The 26,460-nt window shown below is 46.6% G+C and carries 25 protein-coding genes; 5 read left to right on the top strand and 20 right to left on the bottom strand.

Annotated elements, in window-relative coordinates; all coding sequences use genetic code 11:
- Nucleotides 1-193: 193 nt before the first annotated feature.
- From glpX to NSQ57_RS11250, 7 genes are all read right to left on the bottom strand, one after another.
- A complete protein-coding gene (gene glpX / locus NSQ57_RS11280; protein WP_029518434.1) occupies nucleotides 194-1,171 on the bottom strand; it encodes a class II fructose-bisphosphatase in 978 nt (325 codons plus the stop codon).
- A gap of 147 nt (nucleotides 1,172-1,318) precedes the next feature.
- Nucleotides 1,319-2,122 carry a pyruvate, water dikinase regulatory protein gene (locus NSQ57_RS11275; RefSeq protein ID WP_342426030.1) on the bottom strand — a complete coding sequence of 268 codons (804 nt, stop codon included), beginning with the start codon at nucleotides 2,120-2,122 and terminating at the stop codon, nucleotides 1,319-1,321.
- Between the two features lie 13 nt (nucleotides 2,123-2,135).
- On the bottom strand, nucleotides 2,136-2,750 hold the full coding sequence (locus tag NSQ57_RS11270; RefSeq protein ID WP_223822107.1) for a helix-turn-helix transcriptional regulator: 615 nt from the start codon (nucleotides 2,748-2,750) through the stop codon (nucleotides 2,136-2,138).
- Nucleotides 2,751-2,989: 239 nt separating this feature from the next.
- Nucleotides 2,990-4,201 carry an ABC transporter permease gene (locus tag NSQ57_RS11265; protein ID WP_029518436.1) on the bottom strand — a complete coding sequence of 404 codons (1,212 nt, stop codon included), beginning with the start codon at nucleotides 4,199-4,201 and terminating at the stop codon, nucleotides 2,990-2,992.
- Nucleotides 4,198-4,917 (bottom strand): ABC transporter ATP-binding protein, encoded by a 720-nt coding sequence (locus NSQ57_RS11260; RefSeq protein ID WP_029518437.1) that lies wholly within the window; start codon nucleotides 4,915-4,917, stop codon nucleotides 4,198-4,200. Before NSQ57_RS11260 ends, NSQ57_RS11265 begins: the two co-directional genes overlap by 4 nt.
- A gap of 6 nt (nucleotides 4,918-4,923) precedes the next feature.
- Nucleotides 4,924-6,384 carry an efflux RND transporter periplasmic adaptor subunit gene (locus NSQ57_RS11255; RefSeq protein WP_029518438.1) on the bottom strand — a complete coding sequence of 487 codons (1,461 nt, stop codon included), beginning with the start codon at nucleotides 6,382-6,384 and terminating at the stop codon, nucleotides 4,924-4,926.
- A gap of 13 nt (nucleotides 6,385-6,397) precedes the next feature.
- A complete protein-coding gene (locus NSQ57_RS11250) occupies nucleotides 6,398-7,561 on the bottom strand; it encodes a TolC family protein (protein WP_029518439.1) in 1,164 nt (387 codons plus the stop codon).
- A gap of 318 nt (nucleotides 7,562-7,879) precedes the next feature.
- On the opposite strand from NSQ57_RS11250, the gene NSQ57_RS11245 reads away from it, so the two are divergent.
- A complete protein-coding gene (locus tag NSQ57_RS11245; protein WP_019687137.1) occupies nucleotides 7,880-8,068 on the top strand; it encodes a hypothetical protein in 189 nt (62 codons plus the stop codon).
- 155 nt (nucleotides 8,069-8,223) lie between these two features.
- Here the strand turns inward: NSQ57_RS11245 and NSQ57_RS11240 are convergent, their stop codons facing one another.
- The 3 genes from NSQ57_RS11240 to NSQ57_RS11230 form a co-directional block, all read right to left on the bottom strand.
- On the bottom strand, nucleotides 8,224-8,547 hold the full coding sequence (locus NSQ57_RS11240; RefSeq protein WP_029518440.1) for an MGMT family protein: 324 nt from the start codon (nucleotides 8,545-8,547) through the stop codon (nucleotides 8,224-8,226).
- Between the two features lie 115 nt (nucleotides 8,548-8,662).
- Nucleotides 8,663-9,823, bottom strand: coding sequence for a GDSL-type esterase/lipase family protein (locus NSQ57_RS11235; RefSeq protein ID WP_029518441.1), 1,161 nt, complete (start codon nucleotides 9,821-9,823; stop codon nucleotides 8,663-8,665).
- Between the two features lie 227 nt (nucleotides 9,824-10,050).
- Complete coding sequence (locus NSQ57_RS11230; RefSeq protein ID WP_029518442.1) at nucleotides 10,051-10,473, bottom strand: hypothetical protein; 423 nt, start codon at nucleotides 10,471-10,473, stop codon at nucleotides 10,051-10,053.
- A gap of 168 nt (nucleotides 10,474-10,641) precedes the next feature.
- On the opposite strand from NSQ57_RS11230, the gene NSQ57_RS11225 reads away from it, so the two are divergent.
- The 4 genes from NSQ57_RS11225 to NSQ57_RS11210 all read left to right on the top strand — a co-directional run bounded on the left by NSQ57_RS11225 (nucleotide 10,642) and on the right by NSQ57_RS11210 (nucleotide 14,415).
- Nucleotides 10,642-11,067 carry a CHRD domain-containing protein gene (locus NSQ57_RS11225; protein WP_023988435.1) on the top strand — a complete coding sequence of 142 codons (426 nt, stop codon included), beginning with the start codon at nucleotides 10,642-10,644 and terminating at the stop codon, nucleotides 11,065-11,067.
- Between the two features lie 223 nt (nucleotides 11,068-11,290).
- Nucleotides 11,291-12,481 (top strand): acyltransferase, encoded by a 1,191-nt coding sequence (locus NSQ57_RS11220; protein WP_029518443.1) that lies wholly within the window; start codon nucleotides 11,291-11,293, stop codon nucleotides 12,479-12,481.
- 110 nt (nucleotides 12,482-12,591) lie between these two features.
- The gene (locus NSQ57_RS11215) at nucleotides 12,592-13,293 is read left to right on the top strand and encodes a response regulator transcription factor (RefSeq protein ID WP_029518444.1); all 702 of its coding nucleotides are present in this window, start codon (nucleotides 12,592-12,594) and stop codon (nucleotides 13,291-13,293) included.
- A 15-nt stretch (nucleotides 13,294-13,308) separates the two neighbouring features.
- The gene (locus tag NSQ57_RS11210) at nucleotides 13,309-14,415 is read left to right on the top strand and encodes a HAMP domain-containing sensor histidine kinase (RefSeq protein ID WP_165150818.1); all 1,107 of its coding nucleotides are present in this window, start codon (nucleotides 13,309-13,311) and stop codon (nucleotides 14,413-14,415) included.
- 12 nt (nucleotides 14,416-14,427) lie between these two features.
- Here NSQ57_RS11210 and NSQ57_RS11205 read toward each other — a convergent pair whose 3' ends face one another.
- The 10 genes from NSQ57_RS11205 to NSQ57_RS11160 all read right to left on the bottom strand — a co-directional run bounded on the left by NSQ57_RS11205 (nucleotide 14,428) and on the right by NSQ57_RS11160 (nucleotide 26,425).
- Nucleotides 14,428-15,183 carry a lactate utilization protein gene (locus NSQ57_RS11205; RefSeq protein WP_029518446.1) on the bottom strand — a complete coding sequence of 252 codons (756 nt, stop codon included), beginning with the start codon at nucleotides 15,181-15,183 and terminating at the stop codon, nucleotides 14,428-14,430.
- Nucleotides 15,176-16,696: a LutB/LldF family L-lactate oxidation iron-sulfur protein gene (locus NSQ57_RS11200; RefSeq protein ID WP_342426029.1), complete on the bottom strand. Its 1,521-nt coding sequence runs from the start codon at nucleotides 16,694-16,696 to the stop codon at nucleotides 15,176-15,178. Before NSQ57_RS11200 ends, NSQ57_RS11205 begins: the two co-directional genes overlap by 8 nt.
- On the bottom strand, nucleotides 16,693-17,421 hold the full coding sequence (locus tag NSQ57_RS11195; protein ID WP_342426028.1) for a (Fe-S)-binding protein: 729 nt from the start codon (nucleotides 17,419-17,421) through the stop codon (nucleotides 16,693-16,695). Before NSQ57_RS11195 ends, NSQ57_RS11200 begins: the two co-directional genes overlap by 4 nt.
- A gap of 252 nt (nucleotides 17,422-17,673) precedes the next feature.
- Nucleotides 17,674-18,432 carry a DeoR/GlpR family DNA-binding transcription regulator gene (locus tag NSQ57_RS11190; RefSeq protein WP_029518449.1) on the bottom strand — a complete coding sequence of 253 codons (759 nt, stop codon included), beginning with the start codon at nucleotides 18,430-18,432 and terminating at the stop codon, nucleotides 17,674-17,676.
- 20 nt (nucleotides 18,433-18,452) lie between these two features.
- A complete protein-coding gene (gene rhaB / locus NSQ57_RS11185) occupies nucleotides 18,453-19,928 on the bottom strand; it encodes a rhamnulokinase (RefSeq protein WP_029518450.1) in 1,476 nt (491 codons plus the stop codon).
- On the bottom strand, nucleotides 19,925-21,145 hold the full coding sequence (gene rhaI / locus NSQ57_RS11180; protein ID WP_342426027.1) for an L-rhamnose isomerase: 1,221 nt from the start codon (nucleotides 21,143-21,145) through the stop codon (nucleotides 19,925-19,927). The genes rhaB and rhaI overlap by 4 nt, the downstream gene beginning before the upstream one ends.
- Before the next feature lie 242 nt (nucleotides 21,146-21,387).
- Complete coding sequence (locus tag NSQ57_RS11175) at nucleotides 21,388-23,457, bottom strand: bifunctional aldolase/short-chain dehydrogenase (RefSeq protein WP_342426026.1); 2,070 nt, start codon at nucleotides 23,455-23,457, stop codon at nucleotides 21,388-21,390.
- 289 nt (nucleotides 23,458-23,746) lie between these two features.
- Entirely contained in the window at nucleotides 23,747-24,388 is a 642-nt protein-coding gene (locus tag NSQ57_RS11170; protein WP_039275128.1) for an acetyltransferase, read from the bottom strand.
- Nucleotides 24,385-25,524 carry an aminotransferase class I/II-fold pyridoxal phosphate-dependent enzyme gene (locus NSQ57_RS11165; protein WP_029518454.1) on the bottom strand — a complete coding sequence of 380 codons (1,140 nt, stop codon included), beginning with the start codon at nucleotides 25,522-25,524 and terminating at the stop codon, nucleotides 24,385-24,387. The genes NSQ57_RS11170 and NSQ57_RS11165 overlap by 4 nt, the downstream gene beginning before the upstream one ends.
- 34 nt (nucleotides 25,525-25,558) lie before the next feature.
- Nucleotides 25,559-26,425 carry a glycosyltransferase family 2 protein gene (locus NSQ57_RS11160; protein ID WP_029518455.1) on the bottom strand — a complete coding sequence of 289 codons (867 nt, stop codon included), beginning with the start codon at nucleotides 26,423-26,425 and terminating at the stop codon, nucleotides 25,559-25,561.
- Between the last annotated feature and the right edge of the window lie 35 nt (nucleotides 26,426-26,460).

The following is a 26,460-nucleotide window of genomic DNA, read 5'->3' as shown; positions in this document are numbered from 1 at the left end:
GATGCATGACAAAGATAATTATGTTTACGTCACTCAATAAAAGTGAGGTATACTCGATTCTTATTCCATGGAGTTGATAACTTCATCTGTTCTATGACAGTTAGATTGACCCTAAAATATGAAAAACAGCGGTATCCTTGGATAAGTCCTAGATACCGCTGTTTTATTGAACTATAAGCCATGACTTCAATGTTCAAGAAGATGCCGCTACCGCAAGCGTACCGGAAGAATCAGCTGTATGATGGATACTCCGCACGAAGCGAATCGTTTTTGTATCCGAGTGCATTACGACTGAATGAGTTTCCGCTCTGTGGCCGGGAAGAGAACGAACCCCCTGCAACCACTCTCCAGGTGTTACACCTGTAGCCACAAACATCACGCCTTGCCGTCCGACCATATCATCCATAGATAGCAACGCGCCAGGATCAGTAATGCCCATACGTTTGCAACGCTCAATCTCTTCTTCACCATGAGGCAACAAACGGCCCTGTATTTCTCCGCCCATGCATTTCAGCGCTGCAGCGGCCAATACACCCTCAGGAGCGCCACCAGAACCGATATGCAAGTCTACACCGCTATCCAGGCATGTTTCAATCGCGCCCATCACATCCCCATGGCCTAGCAATTTGATACGAACTCCGCTTTCCCGCAGAAGCTTGATAATCCCGGCGTGCCGTGTACGATCCAGAATGGACACGGTAAGATCAGGCAAGGATTTACCGAGTGCTCGTGCAGCTTTTGACAATGTGGTCGGGATTGGGTCCTCAAGTGACAGCTTTCCAGCCAGCGCCGGGCCAACGGCCATTTTTTGCATGTACATATCCGGAGCGTGGAGTAGACTACCACGAGGTGCAGCAGCAATGACCGACAGAGCGTTATTCAAACCATTTGCCACCGTTTCGGTTCCTTCCAGTGGATCGACAGCGATGTCCATAGCCGGTCCTCTGCGATTGCCTACTCTTTCCCCGATATACAGCATGGGAGCCTCATCCATTTCGCCTTCGCCAATGACGACCGTGCCGTCCATGGATACCGCATTAAAATGAGTGCGGATGGCTACCGTAGCCGCCTCGTCTGCGCTATTCTTATCTCCACGCCCTGTCCATTGTGCTGATTGCAGTGCCGCTGCCTCTGTTACCCGAACGAATTCCAATGCCATTTGACTCTCCATACCTATCCCTCCACCTCTCCTAAAATAATTATTACCCTTAAGCAAATGAATATATTTAGGGCAGCTTTGCTGCAATCTTTCTAATTATCTATTAAACTCCTGTATCCTACGATTTTAATTTTTAGTTATATGAGCAGCTACTAGGCTCTATAACATTCTGATAATTAAACCTGCCGTCTCTTCAATCGCCTTATCTGTAACATCAATAACCGGACAATTCAGCTCTTTAAACAAAGACTGCGCATACGCTATTTCCTCTTCCACTCTCGTCGCTGTAGCATACTGCACATTATTAGGAAGCCCCATAACCTTTAGTCGCTCACTGCGTATTTTCAACAGTAACTCTGGCTCGATCGTTAATCCGAACACTCGACTATGCTGAACATCCTTTAACTGAACAGGCGGTGTCAGCTCCGGTACAACCGGTATGTTGACCGTTTTATAACCTTTATGCGCGAGAAACATGGATAAAGGGGTTTTGGAAATACGGGATACTCCAAGCAATACAATATCCGCTTTGAGAATGGCGCTCACATCTTTGCCATCATCGTATTGAACCGCAAAATCCAAGGCCTCTACACGCCGAAAATAGTTGTCGTCCAGTCGGTGCAGCAGACCAGGCTTCTCTTTGGGATCGTTATGGAACGTATCGGCAAACGCCTGCATCATTGGTCCCATAATGTCGACAGCCCGCACATTCAGCCGGACAGCCTCTTCTTTCATCGCCTCTCTCAATTCCGGCTGTACCAGCGTATAAGCTACAAAGCCTCTACGCTCGGCAACTTCCTCCATCACCCGGCTCAGTTCGTCTTCATCCCTCACGTTCATAAATCTTTTGATCTCTGTGTCCGGTAACTCAAATTGGCGCATGGTCGCCTGTACGACAGCTTCTGCCGTCTCGCCAATCGAGTCTGAACAGATCGCTATAAAATGACTGCTCGCCTGAACCATTCGATTCCTCCCATTAATCCTCTGCTACCATATCGAGCAACATTTTAATAATATTTGTTTTTGTAATACGTCCCACGACTTTCCAGTGCTCTCCTGGCTTGTCGGAGTCGGAAGGGACGACGACAGGCAGACTGTCGATTTGACGGGCAATAATTTTGCGCGCTGCCTCTAATACCGTATCCTCTGGGGAAACGGTGACAACATTCGCCTGTCGGGTCATCACTAGGCTGACAGGAATGGTTGCTGCATTGGGATTCCCTAACGTTACCTTAAGTAAATCCTTGCGGGAAGCTACCCCTGCCAAATCTCCGTCTTCATCGGTAACGATCAAATTGCTCACATTTTCCAAAAAGAGAGCTACAACAGCTTCCTGAATCGTTGTTGTTTCACGTACGATGACTGGAACCCCGTGAAGATCGCCCACCTTCATTTGCAATAGCCGGAATTTTTCCTCCCGGTTCGGCGTGCCCCGCTTTCCAACAAAATATCCGACCTTGGGCTTTGCATCTATGTAATTCAGAATACCCAATTTGGATAGGTCGGTCCGAATGGTCGCCTTACTGAGATTAAGCATTTCCGCAATCTGATCCCCGGTAATTGGGGCATGCTTTTGTACGATGTTTAAAATTTCTACTTGTCTTGCCGTAAGGTCGATGATGAACGTCCCTCCTTTTTTTCTTGCGATCTAATATTGAATATAATACGTCATATATAACAATAAATCAACCTTAAAAAGCATATAAAACATCACATATATAAAATTAAAGTGGTTATTCATGTCTTTTTATCATTTAAAACACTTATTCAACACAAAAAAACGGGCACTTTACACCCTGCTCTTTCGAGTAAGGCGAAGTACCCGCTCTCTTATTCGTATCTTAAAGCATCAATTGGACGCAGCTTAGACGCCTTCCGCGCCGGATATACTCCGAACAACACTCCGACTGCCATACAGCACAGAAAAGAGTAAAGCACGGGCTCTATCGAATACACAATCGGCATTTGGACGAATTTCTCAAGCAGTTTTGCACCTCCGAGACCCACCATTACGCCAACTAGTCCACCCATCAGACTGAGAAAAACAGCCTCAGCCACAAACTGCAGCATAATATCACTACGTTGCGCACCAATCGCTTTACGAATCCCGATCTCCCTCGTACGTTCCGTGACGGACACCAGCATAATATTCATAATGCCGACACCTCCAACGCCAAGCGCAATTGCAGCTACACCGGCCAGCAGCATATTCATAATCCGATCAACCCCGGACACTGTTTTTAAGATTTCCGTCTGGGTCATGATCTGAAAGTCATCGCCCTCTGATGGCTTTAGCTCATGTCTGACACGAAGCACCTGCCGAATTTCTGCACTTGCCTGATCAATCTTCTCCTCTGATGTTGCAGAGGCGTTCACCTGCTGAATACTCATATTGCCTAGCCGTTCCATCCCCGTTGTAATCGGTACATATACCTGCTGACCGCTGTTACTCATATTGGAATTGGAATTTGCCAGCACACCGACCACCTTAAAAGGAAGCTGTTTGATCATGATCGTCTCACCGACCGCTCTGGAGGCATCCGGACCAAAAATATTACGGGCCGCATCACTCCCAAGCACGGCCACATTCATTTGTTTATCCACTTCATAGTGGGTAAACGACCTGCCTTGAGCTAGTGACAGCTTTCTCACATGAACGAATGCCAGTGAAGTCCCCTCAATTTGTCCGCTGACCTTATTGCGACTCCACGTAATATCTGCATTGGTCATAGCACTTGGTGCTACCTCTGCTACTGCTTTTTGCTGCTCTAGCGCATCGATATCTTTTAGAGATATTCCTTTCGTCTGATTGAACGACATGGAACTAGAGCCATCATATGGAGCATAAGGATAGATCATCAGCAGATTATTTCCCATACTGTTGATCTGAGATGTAATCGTAGCCGTTGATCCTTTACCGATGGCTACAATCATAATCACAGCGGCCACTCCGATAATAATGCCCACCATGGTCAGCAAAGATCGCAGCATATTGGTTCGCAAACTGTTGAGTGATACACGGATAATTTCCTTAAACTTCATGCCTTCACTTCCTCTGCCGCCATTCTTCGTTTCCCAACAGGCTGATCCTCTTCAATCCGCCCATCTCGAAAATGAATCAGACGCTTGGCGTATTCCGCAACCTCTTGATCATGAGTAACCAATACAACCGTTTTCCCCTGATCATTCAGACGCTGAAAAATCCCCATTATTTCAACACTTGTTTTGGAGTCCAATGCGCCTGTAGGTTCATCCGCCAAGAGAATGACCGGATTGTTCACAAGTGCGCGGGCAATGGATACCCGCTGCTGCTGACCGCCTGACAATTCGTTCGGCCTATTGTTCATCCGATCGCCTAGACCTACGCTAGTGAGGGCTTCCATTGCCCGCAAACGACGCTCCTTGACAGGAATACCTGCATAAATCATAGGCAGTTCCACATTCTCCAGAGCCGTTGATCGCGGGAGCAAATGAAATTTTTGAAATACAAATCCGATTTTCTGATTACGTATAATAGCCAGTTCATCCTCACGGGCATCTAAGATCGAATAGCCGTCCAAATAAAATTGTCCTGACGTAGGTAAATCCAGACAGCCGATAACATTCATCATCGTGGACTTGCCTGATCCAGACGGTCCCATAATCGCAACAAAATCACCGTCAGCAATATCAAGTTGAACCTCACGCAGAGCATGAATTTCCTGATCTCCGACATGGTACACTTTTTTCAAATCCTCAATCTGAATGACGTATCTCATACCCGTTTAAAAGCCTCCCTGCATGCCGCCCATAGCGGAAGGGTCCGGCGGAGGTTCAGGAGCAGGCACAATAAGCGTGTCACCCTCCTTTACACCTGACTTGAGTTCGACTCGATCTGGCGTATAAAATCCGAGTTCTACGGGCTTGAAAGTGCGCGCCCCTGGATTTGCAGCATTATTAGCGGAAACATACACGCCATCCTGTCCCCCTTCGGATCTCAGCGCAGTCGCAGGTACGAACAGTACATTTTTGTGTACTCCCAAAATAACGGCCACATTCATAATCATGCCCGTTTTGAGCTTGCCTTTCGGGTCATGAACAGACAGTTCCATCAGATACGTCGTCATCCCTTCATCCGTAGAGGCTTCCGGTGACACGAATTGCACCTTCCCTGGAAATGATTCACCCGGATAGGCATTGGTAGTCAACACGGCTGAAAGACCCTTCTTTACTTTGACAATGTCGGTCTGACTTACCTTCACAACCACCTTAAGGTCGTTGGAATCCGAGTTATTCATGACAATGAATGGAGCTGTCGGACTGGTCCCCACATCCCCGTTCACCTTCAAGATTACCCCGTCCCAAGGTGCTGTAACCTGAAGCTTGTTCAATTCATTTTTCTTCTGCTCCAGTTCCGTCGCCTGTCTTCGAACCTCTATCCGTGAGGCTTGAATATTGGATGCATCAGCCGGAACCTGAATTTTGCGAAGCTCTGCCATTGCCGTACGATATCCGATTTCAGCCTCTGAAATGGTGCGACGTTTTTGTGACATGATTTTGCGGAACTGCAGATCCAGACCATCATAGTCCGTCTGTGCTTTATCCAGTGCTTGCTCTGCCTGCTCCAATTCACTGTTGGACACCGCCCCGGCATCATGTAAAAACTTTTGGTCTTCATATGCCTTTCGCGCCTGTTCCAACTGCTTTTGGGAAGTTTTCTTCTGACTTTCGGCTTCTTCCAGCTCAAATGATTCTTGCGCTGTATCGATAGCCATTTTGGCCCGAAGTACATTTGTTTTCTGAATTTCAATGTCCTCAGCCTTCGGACCTTTCTCCAATTCAGCCAGCTTGGCTTTAGATATTTCCAAAGTATCAGACGCACTCTGAATTTGCATTTTAATTTCAGAACTGTCCAGAAGAGCCAGGACTTGTCCTTTCTTCACTTTGTCTCCGGCCTTCACGTTCACCGCTGCCAGCTTATTTTCGCCTGCGCTTGTAAAATTCAACTTCACTTCCTTGGAAGCCTGTACGGTACCGGACGTATCCAGCTTCTCGCTCACATCGCCGCGTTCTACTTTAAGCTTCTCATCCTGAACCAACGGTGCCGCCTGTTCTTTGGGCAAATTTAGGTATACTGCTGCTCCGCCTCCACCGACAACCAGTAGAACAATTGCAGTCCAGATCCACTTTTTTCTCCGTTTTCTCCGTAACTTGATTAAAGCGTCATTTAAAACCGTTTCTGCCAATGCCGTTTCCTCCCTATGTGCTCCATGGCTTGTTCAACGTATACTCATTTTGATCCAACTCGATCGCAAGCTCTTCCATTTGCCGTTCAATCTGGTTCACTTTCAACTGATTATTTTTCAATTCCATCTCAATAATTAGACCTCTGGCCCACTTTTTGCGTGATAATTCCAAGGCCTCTTTTGCTGTACGCAAGCTTTCTTCCAGTTGTACGTATTTCTTTTGATTTTCCTTAACTGTGGCATACAAATTACGGAGAGATTCGGCAAAATCCTTTTGACCTTTGTCGAGTTCCTCCTTAGCCGTATCGACATCCATTTTAGCTAGATCATAAGCACCAGCACCATTGTTAAAATCGAAATATCTCACATTAAGCTCCGAAGTTTTGATGCTATCCTCCAGCTTCCATAAATTTGGATTCATGTCTGTCAGCTGTTGTATATGTAATTCGATATCCAGCTTCTTCGGTTCCTTGTACACGGGTCGATCGACCAATTCATAAGCTGTTCCATTAGGCTGTCCCATGAGGAAGTTCAGGGCATCCCTGGATTTTTGCAACGCAATTTTCCCCTGCTCTACGGTTTGCTGAGCTTGGCTTCTGGCCTGTGTACTCTCGTTTTTCGCATGCTCAGACAGCTTTCCGCGCGCAAATTTGGCAAGTGCAATCTTTTCCTCCGCTTGGGCGATTTCAAGCGCTTCTAGATCATTTTTCACCTGATTCTCTGCCACGAACACACTTTGATAGCTTTTCATCACATTAAAATAAATCTGGTCTTTGGCGAACTGCGCCTGCTTTTTGCTGGCTAAATAAGATAGCGTCGAGGAACTGTAATTTCTCCATGACGTTTCATCATCAACATACTCATTGTCTATAAAATCGACAGGTGAATTGCCCAGGTCCTTTTCTGCATTTTTCAGTTCCATTCTGCGGCGCTCTACGTCCCGTTCGGCGGTACGTGTATTGTAACTGTTCGTCTGTGCCCATTCCGCGGCCTGCTTGAGTGTCAATGTAGGTAAAGCCTGACCCGTTATGGATGATGTCTTCGATGGAGCCGCAGCAGAAGGTTTAACTGACGTACTTGATGCTACATTTCCTGATAAACTCTCAGCCTGTACAGTGGAGGCCAAGCCTGATGATAATGACAATACAAGCAGCACGGCAGCCGCTTTTTGCTTCATAGATGAATCTCTCCCCTTTCGGTGCATTCTTCGAATCTTTTCCGTTTTTTTCGACATAAATTTCCACAAACTCTTGCATTCTAATTGTACTTTCAGGTTTGTGTTGGTACAAGGTGTCAATACAATACATTTTTGTAACCTTTACTTCCAGATTACTCGCTTTATACTACTTTTCGTCCAATCAGATATGGATTCAACCTATTTTTACCTTAACTTTACCTAATTTTCAGCTAATTTTAAGGAAACCAACAGCATCTATTAAGGTTTGGAACATATACTAGAGAAAGAATAACAGCCGCTCACTGGGAGGGTTAATAGATGATAAAAGAATCTCGTATGACAACCACTAACGAACCGTCTGATTTGTGGATGACCCGCTTTTTACGTGAATCAGATCAAAAAAAGAAACAACTCATCCGGGAAGCCCGGAAAAATAACGATATACCACTGATGAACAGCATTTCTTTTCACCTTGCCCAACGGGATCAGCAGCATCTTATCGGATAAAATGACAAATGAATCTTATGCTATAAATAACAGATTACCTCTAGTTATCTGCTTCGTATGCTAGATGAAAAAGACCGGGACAAATCGTTAATTGACTTGTCCCGGTTCTTTATGACGATCAAATTTAATATAAAACCGCATAGCTTGTTCCGCGCCTATTCTTCCATCTCTGCCTGCGGATCATAGAGATATTGATCCAGTGGAATGCGCCCGTTTTCATTAAACCGTATGCCTTCCTCCTCCAAATACAGACGCTGCAGGGATGCGGACTCATCCTCCTGCAAAGCAATCTCCCCCAAACGGTTGACTACTCTATGCCAAGGAAGCCGGTGTTTTTGGCTCAATGTATGCAAAATCCGCACCACCTGTCTGGCACCTCTTGGGCTTCCGGCCTCTGCCGCAATTTGACCGTAAGTCATTACTTTTCCCTCAGGGATCAACAGTATAATTTGAAGCACACGGGCAGTGAAAGGCTGCATGTTCTAATTCCTCCGTATTACTATTGCTTTTTCAATAATTATAGCACCCTGAACAGATGCTAAAAACCCCTGCTCCTACAAATGTAAGAAACAGGGGAAAACCCATCGTTAAAATTTAGAATCCGCTCAGACCCTGCCTTTTTAAATCCTGTGCTACCAATCGTGCCAGTTCCCTTGCACCTTCATAGTTTGGATGGAGTGTATCACCGTTCATGTACAAAGCCAGTGTAGCGACTTTACCAATAGAAGTAAAATAAGCGGAGCTAAGAACATTCAGGTCGACTAAAGGCGTTTGTTCCTCTTGAGCCAGCGCCAAAATAGCACTTCTATACCATCTATTTTCTGCGTTGTGTACATTGTTAGCATTAAAGTCAGTGGCTCGTCCTTGCGGAGTTGACAGGATTACCGTCGCCCCCTTAGCCTTCGCCTGCCGGATCATATCCCGCATCCAGTCCTTAAACTCTGCTTCGCTTTCGTTATGCTTTGGATTGGTGTCATTAATGCCCAATTGGAGAATAAAATAATCCCCCGGCTTAATATATTGGACGATGGCCTCCAACTGACCGTCCTGATGGAAGCCTCTAGCAATTTGGCCTCCTGACGCCATATTGCGAATTTGAAAAGTATTCGTGTTCACAAACTCTGGCAGCAGTTGACCCCATCCCGCCTGCACGCTGCTATCCAGCGGATAATAGTTACATACCGTAGAATCCCCACCGATATAAATTGTTCGATTCGTAACCGGATTGCTAGATAATTGCCTGATTTCCATTGCACTGAGTGTGAAGACCGCCCCCTCTTTGCCTTCAGTAACCAGCAGATTTAGTTGTCCGTCTGTTACTGGAATTTGAAAGCGATCCTTGGCCCCATTCCCTGTCATATTTATGACCTGATACACCCCTTCAGCTGCAATACTCGAACGAGAGGTATCTCCTAAAGTAACCGACACCTCATACAAACCAGGAGGAAGATCAACATCAAAAGTATTCTCGCTTTTCGTACCTGTAACCAGGAAACGTACCGCATCACTTGCCACTCCAGTCCCCGAAGCACTGACATTACGCATATTCTCAGGGGTACGAAAGCCATAGCCACGTGCTAAGTCATAAGACAGCGAAGCGCTCACTCCGGTATAACCCGTTTCGACCGTACCTCCGCCAAAATCAAACTTGTACTCGCCAGCGGATGCCTGGGCCGGGAGAGCTATGCCCACACCTGTTGCACCACATAAAAAAGCTGCTAAAAGCATATGAGTCAATCCTTTTTTCCACACCATTCTTCATTCCTCCTCCAGATTTTTAATTGTACGAAGCAATGGACATTTACTGTAAGCGCATACATAAAATTCTACCCATTGTTGCAGGGTTATGCCTGTGTAATTCTTATGCAAAAGAAAAGTAGTTTAATCGTTAAGCTTGAAACTTGTCTTGTACACAAAAAAGCTTCGCAGTTACATCTGCGAAGCCTCATGAAGCGATATTTCGTCATATCAAAATTACTACATTAATCCGCAACCAAAATTCCGTCAAAGCTCTCTGGACCTACACGTATTGTACCCAGCAGGTTAGCTGAAACAAAAGCAGTGTACACCAATTGTTCCGTAATCGGCGGGTTAAAGTCATCGGCTGAGAATGCAATAACCTGTGGAGCCAACAAACTCAAACTAAAAGTTGACGTGGCCGAATAAACAACAGGGTCAGTAACCAGGGTACCTCTTACAATAGTGATCGTTATTCCGACTAAAGCAAGCGGAAGTTGAAGCGATATAGTTCCTTTAAGCAAAACCCGTGGCGTACCTGTAGCTCCCAGTGTGTTTAACCCGATCTGCCCGAACAATTGAGGCGTATTTATAAGAGTGATCGGAATGGCAATAGAGTTGGCTGTCGAAGCATTTTGGGATGTTCTCCCATCAATAAATGTTCCCATGGTTTCTCCTCCTCTCTCTATCAGATACTCATAGACTATGAAAAAGTTTGTTTTGTGCTTGGACTGAATAACTTGTAAAACACACAACTTCTGATGAATAGGCTAATGTGCAGCCCCTTCTCTAGCCCTGTGAATACACTAAACCAACACTGAGAAAGGAGGGATGTCATGTCTAATAAGTTTAGAGCCACCTTAAGGGGGGCTAATGAAGTGCCTCCTGTCAGAACAAATGCGACAGGAACAGCCGAATTTCGTTACCGTCCAACGAGCCAACAATTAAGCTTTGAACTGACTGTACGCAATATCTCACGGGTAACCGAAGCGCATATTCATCTGGGACGAAGAGGTGAAAATGGCCCTGTTGTTGCTACACTGTTTGGTCCTTCGAAGTTTGGAATAACCGTTAGAAGAGGCGTCGTTAGCGGCGTGCTCCGTGCATGTGATCTTACCGGTCCACTCAGAGGCAGAACCATTTATGATTTGGTGTGCCAAATTAGAGAGGGTAATGCCTACGTCAATGTCCACACGATCCGTCATCCGAATGGTGCTATTCGTGGACAAATTAGACGCGCACCTATCAAACGTTGCAAATAACGAATAATCATGAGTATAAAAAAGAACTTCCATACCACTCATTTTGAGGCTATGGAAGTTCTTTTCTTAATTCAGGATTTTTGCAAAATCCTCAATTCTTAACAAAAGTTAAGAAGTTCATAAGCGTTTCTTAAGCCGTTCCCTTTAGGGTTGTTAAGAACTTTATCTTTTAATAGAAAGAGTTCAACAAGATACAGTTCACTCCTGAAAGGAAATGAAGCTTATGAAGCCTACGACCAAAGAAAAAATTCCCGAATTGCAGTTGGTCAGAGCCATGGCGATTTTAGCCGTCTTGATGGTACATGCCACTTCTTATGCAACGGTTCAGCTTACAAATTCCAGCCTATATGTTGTATACAATGCGCTCAATGTGTTGATGAAGTATGGAACCCCCGTATTTATCGCGCTTAGCAGCATGGTACTGTTCTACAACTACAAGGATCGTCCAATGGGACGACAGTTCTTAAGTCGCTTTTATAAGCAGAGATTGCTGTATATTCTCTTACCTTACGTCATGTTCTCCCTATTTTATTTCTTCCTGTCTCTTATGGCTAGCAGCTCCGAACCATGGAATATAGCCACACTTGCGAAAAGCTTTGCTCTGAAGCTGGCGACAGGCAAAGCGTATACCCATTTATATTATATTTTTATCATGATACAATTCTATCTTGCATTTCCATTCGTACTGTGGCTGTTCCAGCGATATCGGCAACTTCCACAATGGTCTATTGTCCTTGGGCTGTTGCTACAGTGGTCATTTGTAATTGGCAATAAATTTCTATTTCAGGTGCAAAATAAGGGCAGTTGGGCACTGTCTTATGTAGCCTGTTACATGCTGGGTGCTGCTCTAGGTTATTACTACCCACAGCTGAAAACGTGGTTTCTGATGCGTAAGGGGCAACGAAGTGTTGCCGGAGTGCTGACATGGATCACAATTTGGGCTTTATGGCTGATTTCAGCCACCATGCATGTCTATATGTGGTGCGAAAATAGAATGTACGGAATCTCGTATAATTCGCTAGTTTTCGAACTTATGTATAATATGTACAGCCTGTCTAGCACGCTGGTAATACTACAGATTTCCTTTTTAATGTATAGACGACAACATTCCTTTGTCACTCGCAAGCTGGAACGTCTGGGCACACTGTCTTTTGGTGTGTATCTGATTCATCCGTTTTTCCTGCTTCTGTATCGGCAGTTTTCACCACATATCGGTTCTCCGCAGCTTATTCATGTGTGGTACGCTGGAGGTTTTTTCTTTGCACTTCTTTGCTCTTGGCTCGTCGTGTCTACCATCTCCCGTTTCCTACCATTTGCTTGGATCCTGTTCGGTCAACTACCGGGAATAGAAAAAAGACAATTCAAGCAAGAAAACCGTATTTCTTCAACTGAAACAGCACTATCCAAAGGCTGACGTCCCCAAGCAAGCGAACTGAGAAGAGTGTCCATAGCCTCCATCTTTAAAAAAGTATATAATACGCCATATTGTATACTGCTGGAAAGAACAGAAAGGGTGCACGGGCCATGCATAACGGAACCATTTTATTAGTAGACGATGAGCCTGAAATTATTAAGCTGATGCAAATTTATTTGGAAAATGAAGGATATCGACTGCTTATGGCACGAGACGGACTGGAAGCTCTGGAGCAAATCAGTCGGGAATCGATAGATGTGATGGTGCTTGATGTGATGATGCCCAATATGGACGGGGTTGAAGCTTGCATGAAGATCAGGGAAACCGAGCATTTTCCGATTATTATGTTGTCTGCGAAGGGACAAGATATGGACAAAATCACAGGACTCAGCGTTGGGGCCGATGATTACGTCACTAAGCCGTTCAGCCCGTTGGAACTGGTGGCACGCATTAAATCCCAGCTGCGTAGAGTACGGAAATATACCCATTCCTCCCCTGTATCGGAGCATGAAATGATACTGGATGAACTCTCCATTAATTCTGCTACGCATGAGGTCACTCTCGCCGGAGAATCCATTAAGCTGACCCCACGAGAATTTGCCATTGTCGAGCTGTTGGCCCGTAATCGTGGTCAAGTGCTGAGCATGGAGCAGATCTATGAAAAAGTGTGGAAGGAGCAATATCTGGAATCCAACAACACGCTGATGGTTCATGTGCGTAAAATTCGCGAGAAAATTGAGGCTGATCCGAGAAAACCCAAATATCTAAAAACGGTGTGGGGCATCGGCTACAAAATGGAAAAATTCGATTAATGGAGGATTCACGTCTTGAAGGCAAAACGATATGATACGTTGGGATGGAAGCTGGCAGCCCTTAGCCTTGCCGCTTTCGCTCTAACCGGACTGATTTTGATGGTGTCTTATTATGGAGCATCTTTGCTACTATGGCTGAATCCTTCCCGTTCATTTTTTGGCACCCGTCTGGTTCGCTGGACCGTAAATCACATTGGGTCCCCACTGATCATGCTGGTAGGCGGGCTACCTACATATATTTATTTCTTTTTCCTTTTTACCAAAAATACGATTGGTTACCTTCGCGAAATTACGACGGGGATGCAAGAGTTTGCTGACGGAGACCTGTCCTATACGATTCCTGTTTCTTCAGCGGACGAGCTGGGTACCTTGGCGAAAAATATGAACACCATGGCGGACAAGCTCCGTCTCTTGCTGGAAGAAGAACGGGCTTCTGCCAAGGCCAAAAACGACCTGATCACTGGCGTATCCCATGATCTTCGTACCCCGCTAACATCCGTGATCGGTTTTTTGGAATATATTGAAACCGACCGCTATCGGGATGAAATTGAGCTGCGCTATTATGTGAACATTGCTTATGAAAAGTCATTGACGCTTAAGAAGCTGATCGACGAGCTGTTTGAATACACGCGTGTGAGCGGTGGCAGCCTGCCACTGGAGCTGGAGCCTGTAGATCTCGGCAAATTGCTCACTCAGCTTGCTGAGGAATTTGTACCCTCTCTGGAACAGGCAGACATGTCCTACCGTGTCCGAATCGTCGAGCCTGTTCGGATTCTAGCCGATACCGACGAGATGGTACGCCTGTATGAAAATTTGTTTTCCAACGCTATTCGATACGGAAAAGACGGCAAACGCCTTGATATCACCATAGGACGCGAAGACGACGAGGCGGTGGTAATCTGCACCAACTACGGCACCCCAATTCCTGCGGAAGATGTCCCGTACTTGTTTGAACGGTTTTACCGGGTGGACAAATCACGTTCCAAGGAAACTGGAGGCACCGGGCTGGGCCTTGCGATTACAAAAAGTATTACCGAGCTGCACAATGGCCGCATTTCGGTTAGGAGTAATCGCAGACAAACAGATTTTGAAACCCGTTTTCCCCTCTATCATGCTCGTTAGGCGGTCTACACGCTAGCCCACTAACAACGTATAGACGATACCTGGCCCGTGTACACCGATCGTCAAATCATTTTCAATATCCGACGAGCGGCTTGGTCCAGTAATAAAATGAATGCCTGCAGGCAGTTGCTCACGCCCGACTTCGTCAAAGCGGCTTAGAATCTCGCCCAGTCGTGTTCGTAAGCGCTCTACTGGCAGAAGAATGATCAGTGCGGTTGGCAAAAGGCTGACCGCACGGCCTTTCTCCGGCGAGGATAGCACCGCTACCGAGCCGGTGTAAGCAGCCGCTTCGTCGGCGATGACGATGCCGATATCCGCCTCAGCGGCGCGGGCCTTCCAATCCTCGACTGGATCGGTGTTCCACACCGATAAACGGACTTGCGGCAGTGCCGATTCCAGCTGGAGCGCATCCAGGTCCGGCTCATTCTGCCGGACGATATAGGCCGCTCCCAGCTCTCGCGCTTTGCACGCGATCCAGTCTGCGGTCTGCTCCAAATTCGGCAGACGCACGACATGCCCGCCAACACTTGTAAAGTTAGCAGTGAACTCCTCGATGCGCCGCTCCGCGCTCCAATCGAATTCGTACCAAAATGCAGGTGCCCCGCGAAACGGCTGAACTGGCGGCTCCGTCTGTCGTGGACGCTTGAGCCGCGTCGCGATGCCGTCCATAAAGCGTACCTGCTTGGCACGGGATTCTTCTTCCATTTGATGAAGCCACGCTTCATGGGCCGCTTTTGCTTGCGCAGAAGGATTACTATGCTCACTCATGCTGCGTCCCTCCTTTACTTCTATCTGCCAAAATCTTCTCCATTCGGCTGAGAACATCCGGCTGCATCACGTTGCGTTCCTGCTCCAGCTTATGCTCCAGCGTGTTCCATTGCTGACGGAAGGATTTTTTCGCCAGAGAGGGAGCCACACGGTACGTATTCCAGCCTTTTAACGGGCCCAGCTTCAAGGTAATTTCACCTTTACGGACGATCGCTTTCTGGGCGATCTGCCCTAGCCGAATCGCCACTGCGAATCGCTTCGAGTTGGAAACTACGGTCGCAAAACCTTTCATCCCTGCCGTTTCCAGCTTATCTCCTTGTCCCGCCTCCACCTTGCGTCTGCGCAAATATACCAGCATATCATGCAGCGGTATTTTGACCGGACAGGCTTCATAGCACGCACCACACAGACTGGACGCACTCGCAATATCGTTCCACTCTTCGATGTTGCTATGAAGGGCAGGCGTAAGCACCGCACCGATAGGGCCACTATATGTCCCGCCATACGCGTGCCCGCCAATGTGTCGGTACACCGGACAGGCATTCAGGCAAGCACCACAGCGAATGCAATTCAGCAACTCTTGAAACTCGGGATTGCCCAGCTGTAGTGAACGTCCGTTATCTACGATGATGATGTGCATTTCGTCAGGCCCATCGGCATCTTGGCTGCGCCGAGGGCCTGAAATACCAGACATATACATGGTCAGCTTCTGCCCCGTAGCGGATCGTGGCAATAATGTAGCCATCACCTCCAAATCCGTCCAGGATGGAATAATCCGCTCCATGCCCATCAGCGTAATTTGGGTTTTGGGCAGAGTGGATACCATCCGTGCGTTCCCTTCATTTTCAAACAGGACCATGGAGCCTGTCTCGGCGATGGCGAAATTACAGCCCGTCATGCCAATATCCGCTTCTAGAAACTTCTCACGCAGCTTTTTGCGGACAAAGCCCGCCAAAATCGTCGTATCCGCGGACAGTTTCTCACCTGCTTCTTGGGATAACAGTTCGGCAATCTGAAAGCGGTTTTTGTGAATCGCCGGAATGACGATATGAGACGGGGGCTCTCCTGCCAGTTGAATAATATATTCACCGAGGTCACTTTCAATCGTCTCGATATCCGCACCCTCTAGCGCCTGATTCAAATGTAACTCCTCCGACACCATCGACTTGGATTTGACGACGGAACGGGCTTGGCTATGTGCAGCAATATCCAGGGTAATACGTACGGCATCGGCTGCTGTATCGGCAAAATGGATTTGCACCCCGTTGGCACGGGCATTTTCTACAAATAGATTTAAGTAATAGTCCAGATGGGCAATGGTATGCAGACGAATTTGACGGCCCCGTTCACGCCATTCTTCCCAATTTCCGTGTTGCTCTGAAGCCACCTGCTTTCCGTTACGCAAACGCTCTGTAGTGAAACGAACTGCATTCCGCAGAAAATCATTATTTAGGGCCAGCTCTGCACGTTTTTTGACCTTTTGGTTCATGGAATGTGAGTGTACGACGGTCATGCGTGCTTCACCCCTTCGTACAGCAGCTCAGCCAGATGCATGACCCGAACTGGCTCCTCCCGATACCGAAGATTTCCGGCAATGTTCATCAAGCAGGCCATATCTAGTCCGACCAGTACCTCGGCTTCGGTCTCCCTGATATGGTCCACTTTTTCAGTCACCATCGCTCCCGAAATATCTGGCATTTTCACCGCGAAAGTCCCGCCAAAGCCACAGCAGTCCTCAGCAAAGGGAAGTGGTACTAATTGCAGCCCCTTTACACTGCCAAGCATCTTCATCGGTTCCTCCTTCACGCCGAGCAAACGTGTGCCATGGCAAGACGGATGATAGGTTACTATATGCGGAAAAGACGCGCCCACATCGGTCACGCCAAGCACCTGTACCATAAATTGCGTAAACTCATACGTCTTTTGTTCCAGCCTCCGTGCTGAATCGAGCCATTCGGGCTCATCCTTAAACAACTCCGGGTAATGATGAATCATATATGTACAGGAACCGGAAGGAGATACGACAAAATCGCTGTCGTTAAACGCTTTCAGAATTGTTTTGGCAGCAACCCTCGTTTCATCCCAATAGCCGCTGTTATAGGACGGCTGTCCGCAGCATGTCTGTACCTTCGGAAAATCCAGCTGAACACCATATCTGGAAAGCAAGCATGCCATCGCTTCCCCCACCTTGGGATAAATCGCATCACTCAGGCAAGTAATAAATAAAGATACCTTCATACGGAACACCCCTTACGTCTATGGAATAGCTATTACTTTATAGAGGATACCAGCGGATCGGTTCATTTGAATCTGGAGAAGCGTCAGCGTTTGCCTAAAAGCTTTCCAAAGGAAAGCTCTCTACGTAAGCATAAGCTTGCAGTGGGATTCTCACCTAAACGTGTTTTACATCATCAAAGAATCCCACTGCAACAGCGAGCGTAAGAGCAAATGAAACGCGGAGCGACACTCTCCACCTCGACATTTTTAAATTCACACAACCGTAACTGGAATAGCCTGCTCCGCAAGTTGACTGCGAATCGGATCCGACAACCTCGAATCCGTAATAATCTCGGATACCTGCGACAGGTTCACGACATGCGTAAACGCCTGTTGCCCAAATTTGCTCGCATCGGCCAGTAAAATCACACGGTCTGCAATGCTGACCATTTTCTGCTTCAAACGAGCTTGCAGTTCATTCGATTCACTAATACCGCGATCCAGATGAACCCCCTGGCTGGAGAAAAACAATTTATCCACATAATAGGTTTCCAGGGAACGCTCTGCGAGCGGGCCTACAAATGACAGCGAGCGTTGAAGCAACTGCCCCCCCGTCGAAATGACCTCGATTTTTTCCTTACCCGCCAGCTCTGTAGCTACCCGAATCGAATTCGTTAATATCGTCAAAGGAATATCCGGTAAACTTGAGGCCATATACCAGGCGGTTGTGCTGGCATCCAGCAAAATACGATCATTCGGCTGAATCTGCTTAACCGCTTCTTCGGCAATTCTGCGCTTTTCCTCTGCGTTCATAATTTCCCGTACCGCATAGGGCGTTTCAGGCTGCTCGTTTTTGACACTTACCGCTCCCCCATGCGAACGGCGCAGTCGTCCCGCCTGCTCCAGACGGTCCAGATCACGACGAATCGTTTCCTCCGTTACTTTGCACAACTCACTCAATTCGGACACTCGTATGCTTCCTTTTTCATTCACGAGCTGCACAATCATCTCATATCTTTCTGCGACCAGCATGGCAATCTCACTCCACATCTTTAATGTACAAAAAGTCCCGCTACCCGCCGGAATTGCCCATAGGCATCCTCCCACGCTTCTGATTCGGCAGGCTCATATTCCTCCACGGAAATAGAATTCGCGATGACCCAGCGGGCTTCCCATATATCGGCGAACTTTCCCTGTGTCATCCATTGTACCGCAAGATTGCCGATTGCGCTCGCTTCTGCAGGTCCCGCCCACACTGGTTTTTGAATCGAATTGGCCGTCCATTGGCACAACAAGCGATTTTGAATCCCTCCTCCGACCATATGTAAACCATTAAACCGTTGTCCTGACACCTGTTCTGTAAGCTCCAAAATGTAACGGTACTTTAACGCCAGACTCTCCAAAATACAACGCGTGATTTCTCCCGGCGTCTCGGGCAATGGCTGTCGGGTATTGCGGCAATATTGGCGAATTCGTGTTCTCATATCCCCGGCGTGCAGAAATAGTTCATCGTCCGGATCAATCAAAGAAGTGAATGCTGGAGCCTGTTCTGCCATATGAACCAGTTCAGGGAAGGAATAGGAGTACCCCTGCCGTTCCCACTCCCTACGCGCCTCCTGTAAAATCCATAAGCCCATGATGTTTTTAAGCAGCCTGTAAGTTCGACTGACCCCACCTTCGTTCGTAAAATTAAAACGAAGCGTATCGTCATTGATTACAGGCTGTGCCGTTTCCGTTCCCATCAGGGACCATGTTCCACAGCTCAAGTACGCAAACGAGCGCTCCAGCGCAGGCACGGCAGCCACAGCAGATCCCGTATCGTGCTCTGCTACTGCAATCACAGGAATCGCTCCAATGCCCAAATCGTTCATAACCGACGAGCGGATCGTTCCTGCAACATTTCCTGGCTCCAGCACCTCACCAAACCAGGAATGAGGAATGTTGATTCCAGACAAAAGCTCATCATCCCATTTTTGCTGCAACGGATTATATAATTGCGTGCTGGTCACATTGGAAAACTCATTGTACATTTCACCTGTCAGAAAATACCGTAGCAGATCTGGAATCATCAAGAAATGCTTTGCCTGCTCCAGCAACGGTGAACTCGCATTTCGCATAGCAGCCAGCTGATAAATGGTATTAAACGTCAAAAACTGAATGCCTGTGCGCTGGAAAATAAACTCTTTTCCCAGCCGTTCCTGTACTTCTTCCATTACCCCATGGGTGTGCCAATCCCGATAATGATAAGGGTTGCCCAGCAATTCTCCAGTTTCTCCGATCAGTCCAAAATCGACCGCCCAGGAGTCAATCGCTAGACTGGATGGATTCACTCCCCTATGCTTGGCTTTGATCAATCCTTGCTGAACCTCGTGATACAGACGCAACAGATCCCAGTGCAGATGTTCCCCAACCTTGACCGGATCATTCGAAAAGCGATGGATTTCCTCCACCACTATACGTGAATCCGTCAATTCTCCGAGTAGAACCCTGCCACTGCTTGCCCCCAAATCATAAGCGAGGATACTCACCAGCTTGCACCACCCTTGCCTCTTTGCAAAATCTGCGTGCCATACTCAGACGCTAAGTAAGCTTTCATCGGGTCTGCTGGTAAGCCTTGCTCTTCACGGATCGCTCTGAGCAATGGTGCCACATCAAACTCAAACGCTTGTCGCACAGCATCCTCTGCACCCAGCACATTCTGGCGGCTCGATGCTTCCTCCACTTCTGCATGATTAATTAGGAGCGCTTTCGCATATTGAGTCTGCACATTCAGCACCGAACGAATCATCGCCGGAATTTTTTGCTCAATATTGTGCGACTGATCGATCAAATAAGCAATTTTGTCCACCGTATGCCGAATATCTTTATCCACATCCTGAGCCGCATTTAAAATTTGATAAAAAATCAAGAACAGTTCATACGGATTCGCGGAGCCCACGATCAGATCATCATCCGCATATTTGTAGCTATTAAAATGAAAACCACCTAATCGCTTCTCATCAATTAGAAACGCCACAATATGCTCCACGTTGGCTCCCGGCAGATGATGCCCAGTATCCACCAGCACCTGTGCCTGCGGCCCCAGCTTGGTTGCGTAATTATACGCCATGCCCCAATCGGCAATATCCGTATGATAAAAGGCTGGCTCGAACGCCTTGTATTCAATCAGCATGCGCATGTCAGATGTGAGCGCCTTATACATTTCACTGAGCGCTTCCAGCATCCAATTTTTCCGTTTGCGAATGTCCCCCTGACCGGGATAATTCGTTCCGTCTGCGAACCATAAGCTAAAGTCGTTCGTGCCCGTTTCCTTCGCAATATCTACGCATTCTAGCAAATGGTTGATGGCCTTGCGGCGGATGGCCGGGTCTACATTGGTGACACTGCCGAGCATGTAGTCCTCGTCTTGAAACAGATTAGGATTCACGGCCCCAATCCGCAGACCGAGGCTTTCCGCATGACTGCGAAGCTTGCCGTAATTGTCTACTTTATCCCACGGAATGTGAATGGCAACGGATGGACATAAGCCTGTCACGGCATGAACCTGCGCCGCATCCTCTAACTTTTCGAACGGATCACGCGGCACGCCCGTTTTCTGAAAGACTTTAAATCGTGTACCTGAGTCGCCATATCCCCAGGATGGTGTTTCTATGCTAAGCGATTTCAGCTTTGCCTTTACTCGCTCCAGGTCAATGCCTCGTTGTTGCTGTTGTTCCTCGAATAAGGCGTACGCTTTGTCACTCATCATGGTTCCTCCTTGGAAAAATGAAGTGAGTTATGGGAGATCGCTTCGCGTGCGGATTGTTCTTCCGATCGCTCCGCTGCTGACCACCCATAAAGTCACTTCTATTTTTAAAGTGTTAGTGTGTGTATAACATGTGGCTTGGATTAGTGAAATAGATTAGTACATTAAATTAGTTCGTTATAATCCTAAGTGTTGAGCCGTTGAAATGAGTCTATCGCTTACCCAGGTTCATTTTAATTCGGCTAGCGTGTAAAGGCAGCGGGGACGCCGCCGTCGATGGTCAGCATACAACCTGTCGTTTTCTCTGCCTTGGATGAGGCGAAAAAGGCAATGCCCTCAGCGATATCCTGCGGGTAAATATTGACCAGCAGCGTCGTCCGTTTGCGATAATGCTCCTCCAGCTGGTCGGGCTCAATGCCGTAGGCAGTGGCGCGTTCATTACGCCAGTTGGAGTTCCAGATTGCCGAGCCTTGCAGAATGGCATCCGGCAAAATGGTGTTCACACGGATACCATATTCACCACCTTCTGCGGCAATACAACGGGCTAAGTGCGCTTCCAGCGCCTTGACCGAGCTGTAGGCCGTTACATTTTTACCTGCGTAGACCGAGTTTTTGGAGCCGACGAACACCATGCTGCCGCCAAGTGTCTGCTCCTTCATGAGCTTGAACGCTTCTCGTGCAACCAGAAAATAACCCGTTCCCAGCACATTCACATTTAAATTCCATTCCTTTAACGATGTTTCATCGAACGGACTGGATGTAGCAAGGCCTGCATTGTTGACGATGATATCTACACCGCCATAGGTCAATGCCGTTTCTGCATAGGCAGCCTGAATTTGCTCCTCCTGCGTCACATCCATTTTTACGGCAATGGCACAGTTTTCTCCGTAGCTACTATTGATCTCTGCGGCTACCTTTTGCGCGCCTTCCAGATTCAGGTCTGCCAGTACGACATGTGCGCCTTCATCCACCAAACGACGTGCGGTTGCACTGCCAATTCCGCCTGCACCACCTGTAATGAACGCAATTTTACGGGAAAATTCAACTTCTGCTGGCGCGAGTGACAGCTTATAAAGCTCCAGCGGCCAATATTCCACGTTATATGACTCGTTCTCACTGAGTGAAACAAACTCTCCTAACGTCGTTGCCCCTTGCATGACAGCGATAGCCCGATGGTACAGAGCACCGCTTACCTGCGCATTGCTCCAGCTTTTACCTGTGTTGATCATACCAACACCCGGAACCAAAATTACACGTGGCGCAGCCTCAAACATAACATCTCCCTCATGCCGATTGCGCTCGAAATAAGCTTGATACTGCTCCTTATAGGCTGCAATACCCTCGGCAAGCTTAACTTTCAAGCCCTCTACATCCTCCACATCCGGTGTCCAATCTACATAGAGTGGCTTCATCTTGGTATGGACCAGATGATCCGGGCACGCAGCCCCGACCTGGGATAAAGCAGCAGAATCCCGGCCGTTCACAAACTCCAACACATCTTCCGCGTCATCAAAGGTTAAAATCATCTTTTTCTCATCACTGACCGCTCCCCGAATCGACGGCATAACTTGAGATGCAATGCTACGGCGCCCTTCATAAGTAAGCGCTTTATATTTTGTTCCTCCAAACGCCTGCTTTTCCTCTTGACGAGCTTTAATATAGCTTTCTGCTTCTCGGATGATATCGATCGTTTTGGCATAAGCCGCTTCGGATGTGTCTCCCCACGTAACCAGACCATGTTTTTCCATCAATACCAATTCAGCTTGTGGATGATCGAGTACACCTTGGGCAATCATTTTCGACAGCTTAAATCCAGGACGGATATAAGGCACCCATACAAAACGGTCACCGAAAATTTCCTTAGCGATTTCCTTACCGTTGTGCGCACAGCACAAGCTAATAATCGCGTCCGGGTGCGTATGATCGACATGTCTAAAAGGCAGAAAAGCATGTAATAGCGTCTCAATTGAAGCCCGTGGATGCTTGGCATCTATCATACAGTTCGCCAAATATGCGACCATATCCTCGTCAGACATATCTTCTCTTTCAAATAAAGGACGAATATCCTCCATACGAAGTCCTGTGAAGTTATGCGTTTTCATTGTTGCGAGATCGGAACCGCTGCCCTTGACGTACATCACTTCTACTTCACGCCCGCGAAAATCTGGTATCGTCGTTTTGGCCGAAGTATTACCGCCTCCCCAATTGCACACACTCCTATCTGTACCAATCAGGTTAGAACGGTATACGAGCTGTTCCAGCATGCTTTTCTGCTCAGACGCTTGTGAAGAAATCCACAGACTTTGTACCATAGGAAAAAGACCTCCAAGTTTAGTTTTAGTTTTGAAAGGCTTTATTACAGTGGTTATTCTTTGTTTATGGAGACTATAACACCTTTGTTTTAATTTGAAAATAAGTAATACAAAAATAATCAAAAATAAATTTTAATTTTCATCCATCTGTAATCTGTGTACATTAATCAAAAGCCGCGCCGGGATCAGGTTATGAGAACCTTTTCCGGCACGGCCTTTTGGTAGGTAAATCACTTCATTGCCAAGCATATTACTACAAATCGAATACGTCCGTCCAAAGAAAGACTACTCAGGGAATATCAAGTCGTTTTTTAACGACTGCTGGTACCCCTGCAGCCATGGTAAAGCTGGGTATATCATCTTTAACAAAGGCACCTCCACCTATCATAGACCAACAACCAATGTGACATCTCTCCCGTACCGAGACACCGACGCCGATATAGGCCCCCTCATCTATGGTTACGTTACCTGCCAAATTCACACCAGGGGCTATGGTTATATAATCGCCAATAACCGCATCATGACTCACGTTAACACTCCGATTGATAATCACATGCTGTCCGATCTTAATATTGTCCGACAGGACAGCCCCTTCAAAGATCATACTTCCCTCTCCAATGGTGTTTCTTCGAGACAAACGAACACGCGGATGTATTAGCGGGGCTGCGATACGAAATCCCGATTGAATTGTATGATAAGCGAATCGTTTCTTTAATGCTGGGTCACCCACTCCCGCACATATCAGTTCCACCTCATATTTTAACGCTTTAATGTCGGTCAACGTCCCCAGTACAGGAACCCCATTTACGATCTGCCCTTTCGTCTCAGGCCGTTCGTCTAAGAATCCTATCACTCGAACTCCTAACTCTTCACATAACCAGTTAATTTCCCTGGCATGTCCGCCCGATCCCCAAATCACGAGTTTCCTCATCTGGCTGTCTCTCTTCCCAAGCTTCTTAGAACATTTACAATTCTTCGAACGATAATCTCATCCAGTTCCTCCCACAAGGGCAGGCTGACAATATGTTTGGTAATATGCTCGGTAACATGAAGAGTAGACCGGGGATAACTTTGGAACTGCTTCTGCTGATGGCACGCCGGAGAAAAATAGGTTCTGGCTTCTATTGAATTAGAGGCTAATAACTTAACGACCTCTTGATTCGTGTGTGAATCCGGACTAAGAATAGGGATAAATTGATGGACAACCGATCCTTGTGTTTTTTGTACAGACCATCCTCGTTCTAATAAGTCTGCTTGGAGCAGTTCTTGAAGATAATATTCGTAGATCGTCCTTCTATTCTCCCGTACAGTTTTGAAGTGATCGAGAGTAGCTAAAGCGATAGCAGCGGTATACTCGGATATCTTACTGTTAAGACCTTGGGTGACAGACTCCCTGCTGCTGGAGAAACCGAAATTCCCCGCCTGACGAATTCGCTTAATGAGATCCTGGTCCAAACTGTATACCAATCCACCCTCTCCGATACCAAAAGATTTGGTGGCATGAAAGCTGAATACTACGGCCCCTCCAAAGCCTTTACCAAAATGGGTGGCTTCCTCGGGAGATATAGTCCCAAAACTGGCAGCAGCATCAATGACTACCGGAATTCCTTGCTCCTGCAGCTTATTGTATACAGACAAATCAATGGCTGTACCGAAAGTGGCATAAGGAACGATTACCGCAATCTCATCTCCCAGCAGCTTGACTGCCTGCTCTAACTGCTCCCTATTCATTTGCCAATTCTCCGGTTCAATGTCAAGGAAATAGGGTTCTAACCCGCACCACTCAGCAGCAAGTGGGGTGGCAGCAAAAGTAAAACTTGGCATAACTGCATATTTGCCCTGTGGTCGCTTGCTGTGAGCGATAGCCAAAATCAAGCCGATGGTAGCGTTACTAACAGTCACAGCCGAACCGATTCCATTAAACACTTGCGCAATGACCCGCTCTTCAAACAGGTTATTTAAGGGGCCATAATTGGAGTAAATTCGCGTCTCTTCTATTTTCTCAAAATTAGCAATAAATCGTTCCTTTTTTACTAAACTAGGTCGTAAGAAGGGAATTTCAAACATAAGCCAAGCCTCCTTTGCACATGGGATGAGCAAGTTAGGATTCCAATGTTTTTAATATCATTTCAATTCGCTTGATATCTGCAACAAATTGTGGACGGCCTTTTATACGTTCATGATAAGAATGAAGTGCAGTTTTAAACAAATCGTTGGTATCAAGAAATCCATCATCTCTCGAGGCAATCATAATATCTAACCATTCCGTGAACGCATTTTGACCAAGCGTTTGATTATTTTGATTGGGATGTATTCGAAAATAGCTTAGCGCTTCAGGAATATAAACTGCTTTTCCTTTGGATAGTAAGTTCAACCAGGAAGCTAAATCATTAAGAAGAGAATACTGTTTCCCTTTATAAACTCCAAACCGTTCGATAAGATCTGTTTTTTTGAAAAACACTGTTGTAGGTTCACCAATCACATTTAAACAACGAGTTAATGCAACGTTTGCCAACATTCTTCCGTCCATTATCCTTGTTTCTTCGTATAACTTTTCCGTTGCATAGAGCGGTGGGAGAATAGCCCCTAATTCATTCATGGTTTGCCGATACGAGGTAACCAGTGTGATGTTTTCAAAATTTTCAAAAAAATAGAGCATCCTTGCTATTTTTTCTTTATGAAACATATCGTCATCCATCAAGTAATTGATATATTCACCTGATGCCAAATCAAAACATTTATGCCAATTTCCAAGAAAAAGATTTTTATCATTTTTATAATATTTAACTTGGGGAAAAGAATCTAAATAAGAATCAATCATTTCTTGTACTTCATTCGTTGTACTGTCATCACAGATAATAATTTCGATGTTCGGGTAAGTTTGTTCCAATACACTGTCGATGGCGATTTTTAGTGTATGCGGCCGGTTATATGCAGGTATAACTACACTTACTAATGGGCATTCCACACTTACTCCACCTTTCTTTAATGCTTCGGTGTTTA

Source organism: Paenibacillus sp. FSL L8-0502 (assembly GCF_038593055.1).
Lineage (GTDB): Bacteria > Bacillota > Bacilli > Paenibacillales > Paenibacillaceae > Paenibacillus > Paenibacillus polymyxa_D.
This window is presented reverse-complemented; position numbering and strand designations above follow the sequence as displayed.

What these genes read in the sequence shown, in the direction of transcription:
- glpX (WP_029518434.1), bottom strand. Translation starts at nt 1,171, where the DNA reads ATGGAGAGTCAAATGGCATTGGAATTCGTTCGGGTAACAGAGGCAGCG.
- NSQ57_RS11275 (WP_342426030.1), bottom strand. Translation starts at nt 2,122, where the DNA reads ATGGTTCAGGCGAGCAGTCATTTTATAGCGATCTGTTCAGACTCGATT.
- NSQ57_RS11265 (WP_029518436.1), bottom strand. Translation starts at nt 4,201, where the DNA reads ATGAAGTTTAAGGAAATTATCCGTGTATCACTCAACAGTTTGCGAACC.
- NSQ57_RS11260 (WP_029518437.1), bottom strand. Translation starts at nt 4,917, where the DNA reads ATGAGATACGTCATTCAGATTGAGGATTTGAAAAAAGTGTACCATGTC.
- NSQ57_RS11250 (WP_029518439.1), bottom strand. Translation starts at nt 7,561, where the DNA reads ATGAAGCAAAAAGCGGCTGCCGTGCTGCTTGTATTGTCATTATCATCA.
- NSQ57_RS11245 (WP_019687137.1), top strand. Translation starts at nt 7,880, where the DNA reads ATGATAAAAGAATCTCGTATGACAACCACTAACGAACCGTCTGATTTG.
- NSQ57_RS11240 (WP_029518440.1), bottom strand. Translation starts at nt 8,547, where the DNA reads ATGCAGCCTTTCACTGCCCGTGTGCTTCAAATTATACTGTTGATCCCT.
- NSQ57_RS11235 (WP_029518441.1), bottom strand. Translation starts at nt 9,823, where the DNA reads ATGGTGTGGAAAAAAGGATTGACTCATATGCTTTTAGCAGCTTTTTTA.
- NSQ57_RS11230 (WP_029518442.1), bottom strand. Translation starts at nt 10,473, where the DNA reads ATGGGAACATTTATTGATGGGAGAACATCCCAAAATGCTTCGACAGCC.
- NSQ57_RS11225 (WP_023988435.1), top strand. Translation starts at nt 10,642, where the DNA reads ATGTCTAATAAGTTTAGAGCCACCTTAAGGGGGGCTAATGAAGTGCCT.
- NSQ57_RS11220 (WP_029518443.1), top strand. Translation starts at nt 11,291, where the DNA reads ATGAAGCCTACGACCAAAGAAAAAATTCCCGAATTGCAGTTGGTCAGA.
- NSQ57_RS11215 (WP_029518444.1), top strand. Translation starts at nt 12,592, where the DNA reads ATGCATAACGGAACCATTTTATTAGTAGACGATGAGCCTGAAATTATT.
- NSQ57_RS11205 (WP_029518446.1), bottom strand. Translation starts at nt 15,183, where the DNA reads ATGAGTGAGCATAGTAATCCTTCTGCGCAAGCAAAAGCGGCCCATGAA.
- NSQ57_RS11200 (WP_342426029.1), bottom strand. Translation starts at nt 16,696, where the DNA reads ATGACCGTCGTACACTCACATTCCATGAACCAAAAGGTCAAAAAACGT.
- NSQ57_RS11195 (WP_342426028.1), bottom strand. Translation starts at nt 17,421, where the DNA reads ATGAAGGTATCTTTATTTATTACTTGCCTGAGTGATGCGATTTATCCC.
- NSQ57_RS11190 (WP_029518449.1), bottom strand. Translation starts at nt 18,432, where the DNA reads ATGCTGGTCGCAGAAAGATATGAGATGATTGTGCAGCTCGTGAATGAA.
- rhaI (WP_342426027.1), bottom strand. Translation starts at nt 21,145, where the DNA reads ATGAGTGACAAAGCGTACGCCTTATTCGAGGAACAACAGCAACAACGA.
- NSQ57_RS11175 (WP_342426026.1), bottom strand. Translation starts at nt 23,457, where the DNA reads ATGGTACAAAGTCTGTGGATTTCTTCACAAGCGTCTGAGCAGAAAAGC.
- NSQ57_RS11170 (WP_039275128.1), bottom strand. Translation starts at nt 24,388, where the DNA reads ATGAGGAAACTCGTGATTTGGGGATCGGGCGGACATGCCAGGGAAATT.
- NSQ57_RS11165 (WP_029518454.1), bottom strand. Translation starts at nt 25,524, where the DNA reads ATGTTTGAAATTCCCTTCTTACGACCTAGTTTAGTAAAAAAGGAACGA.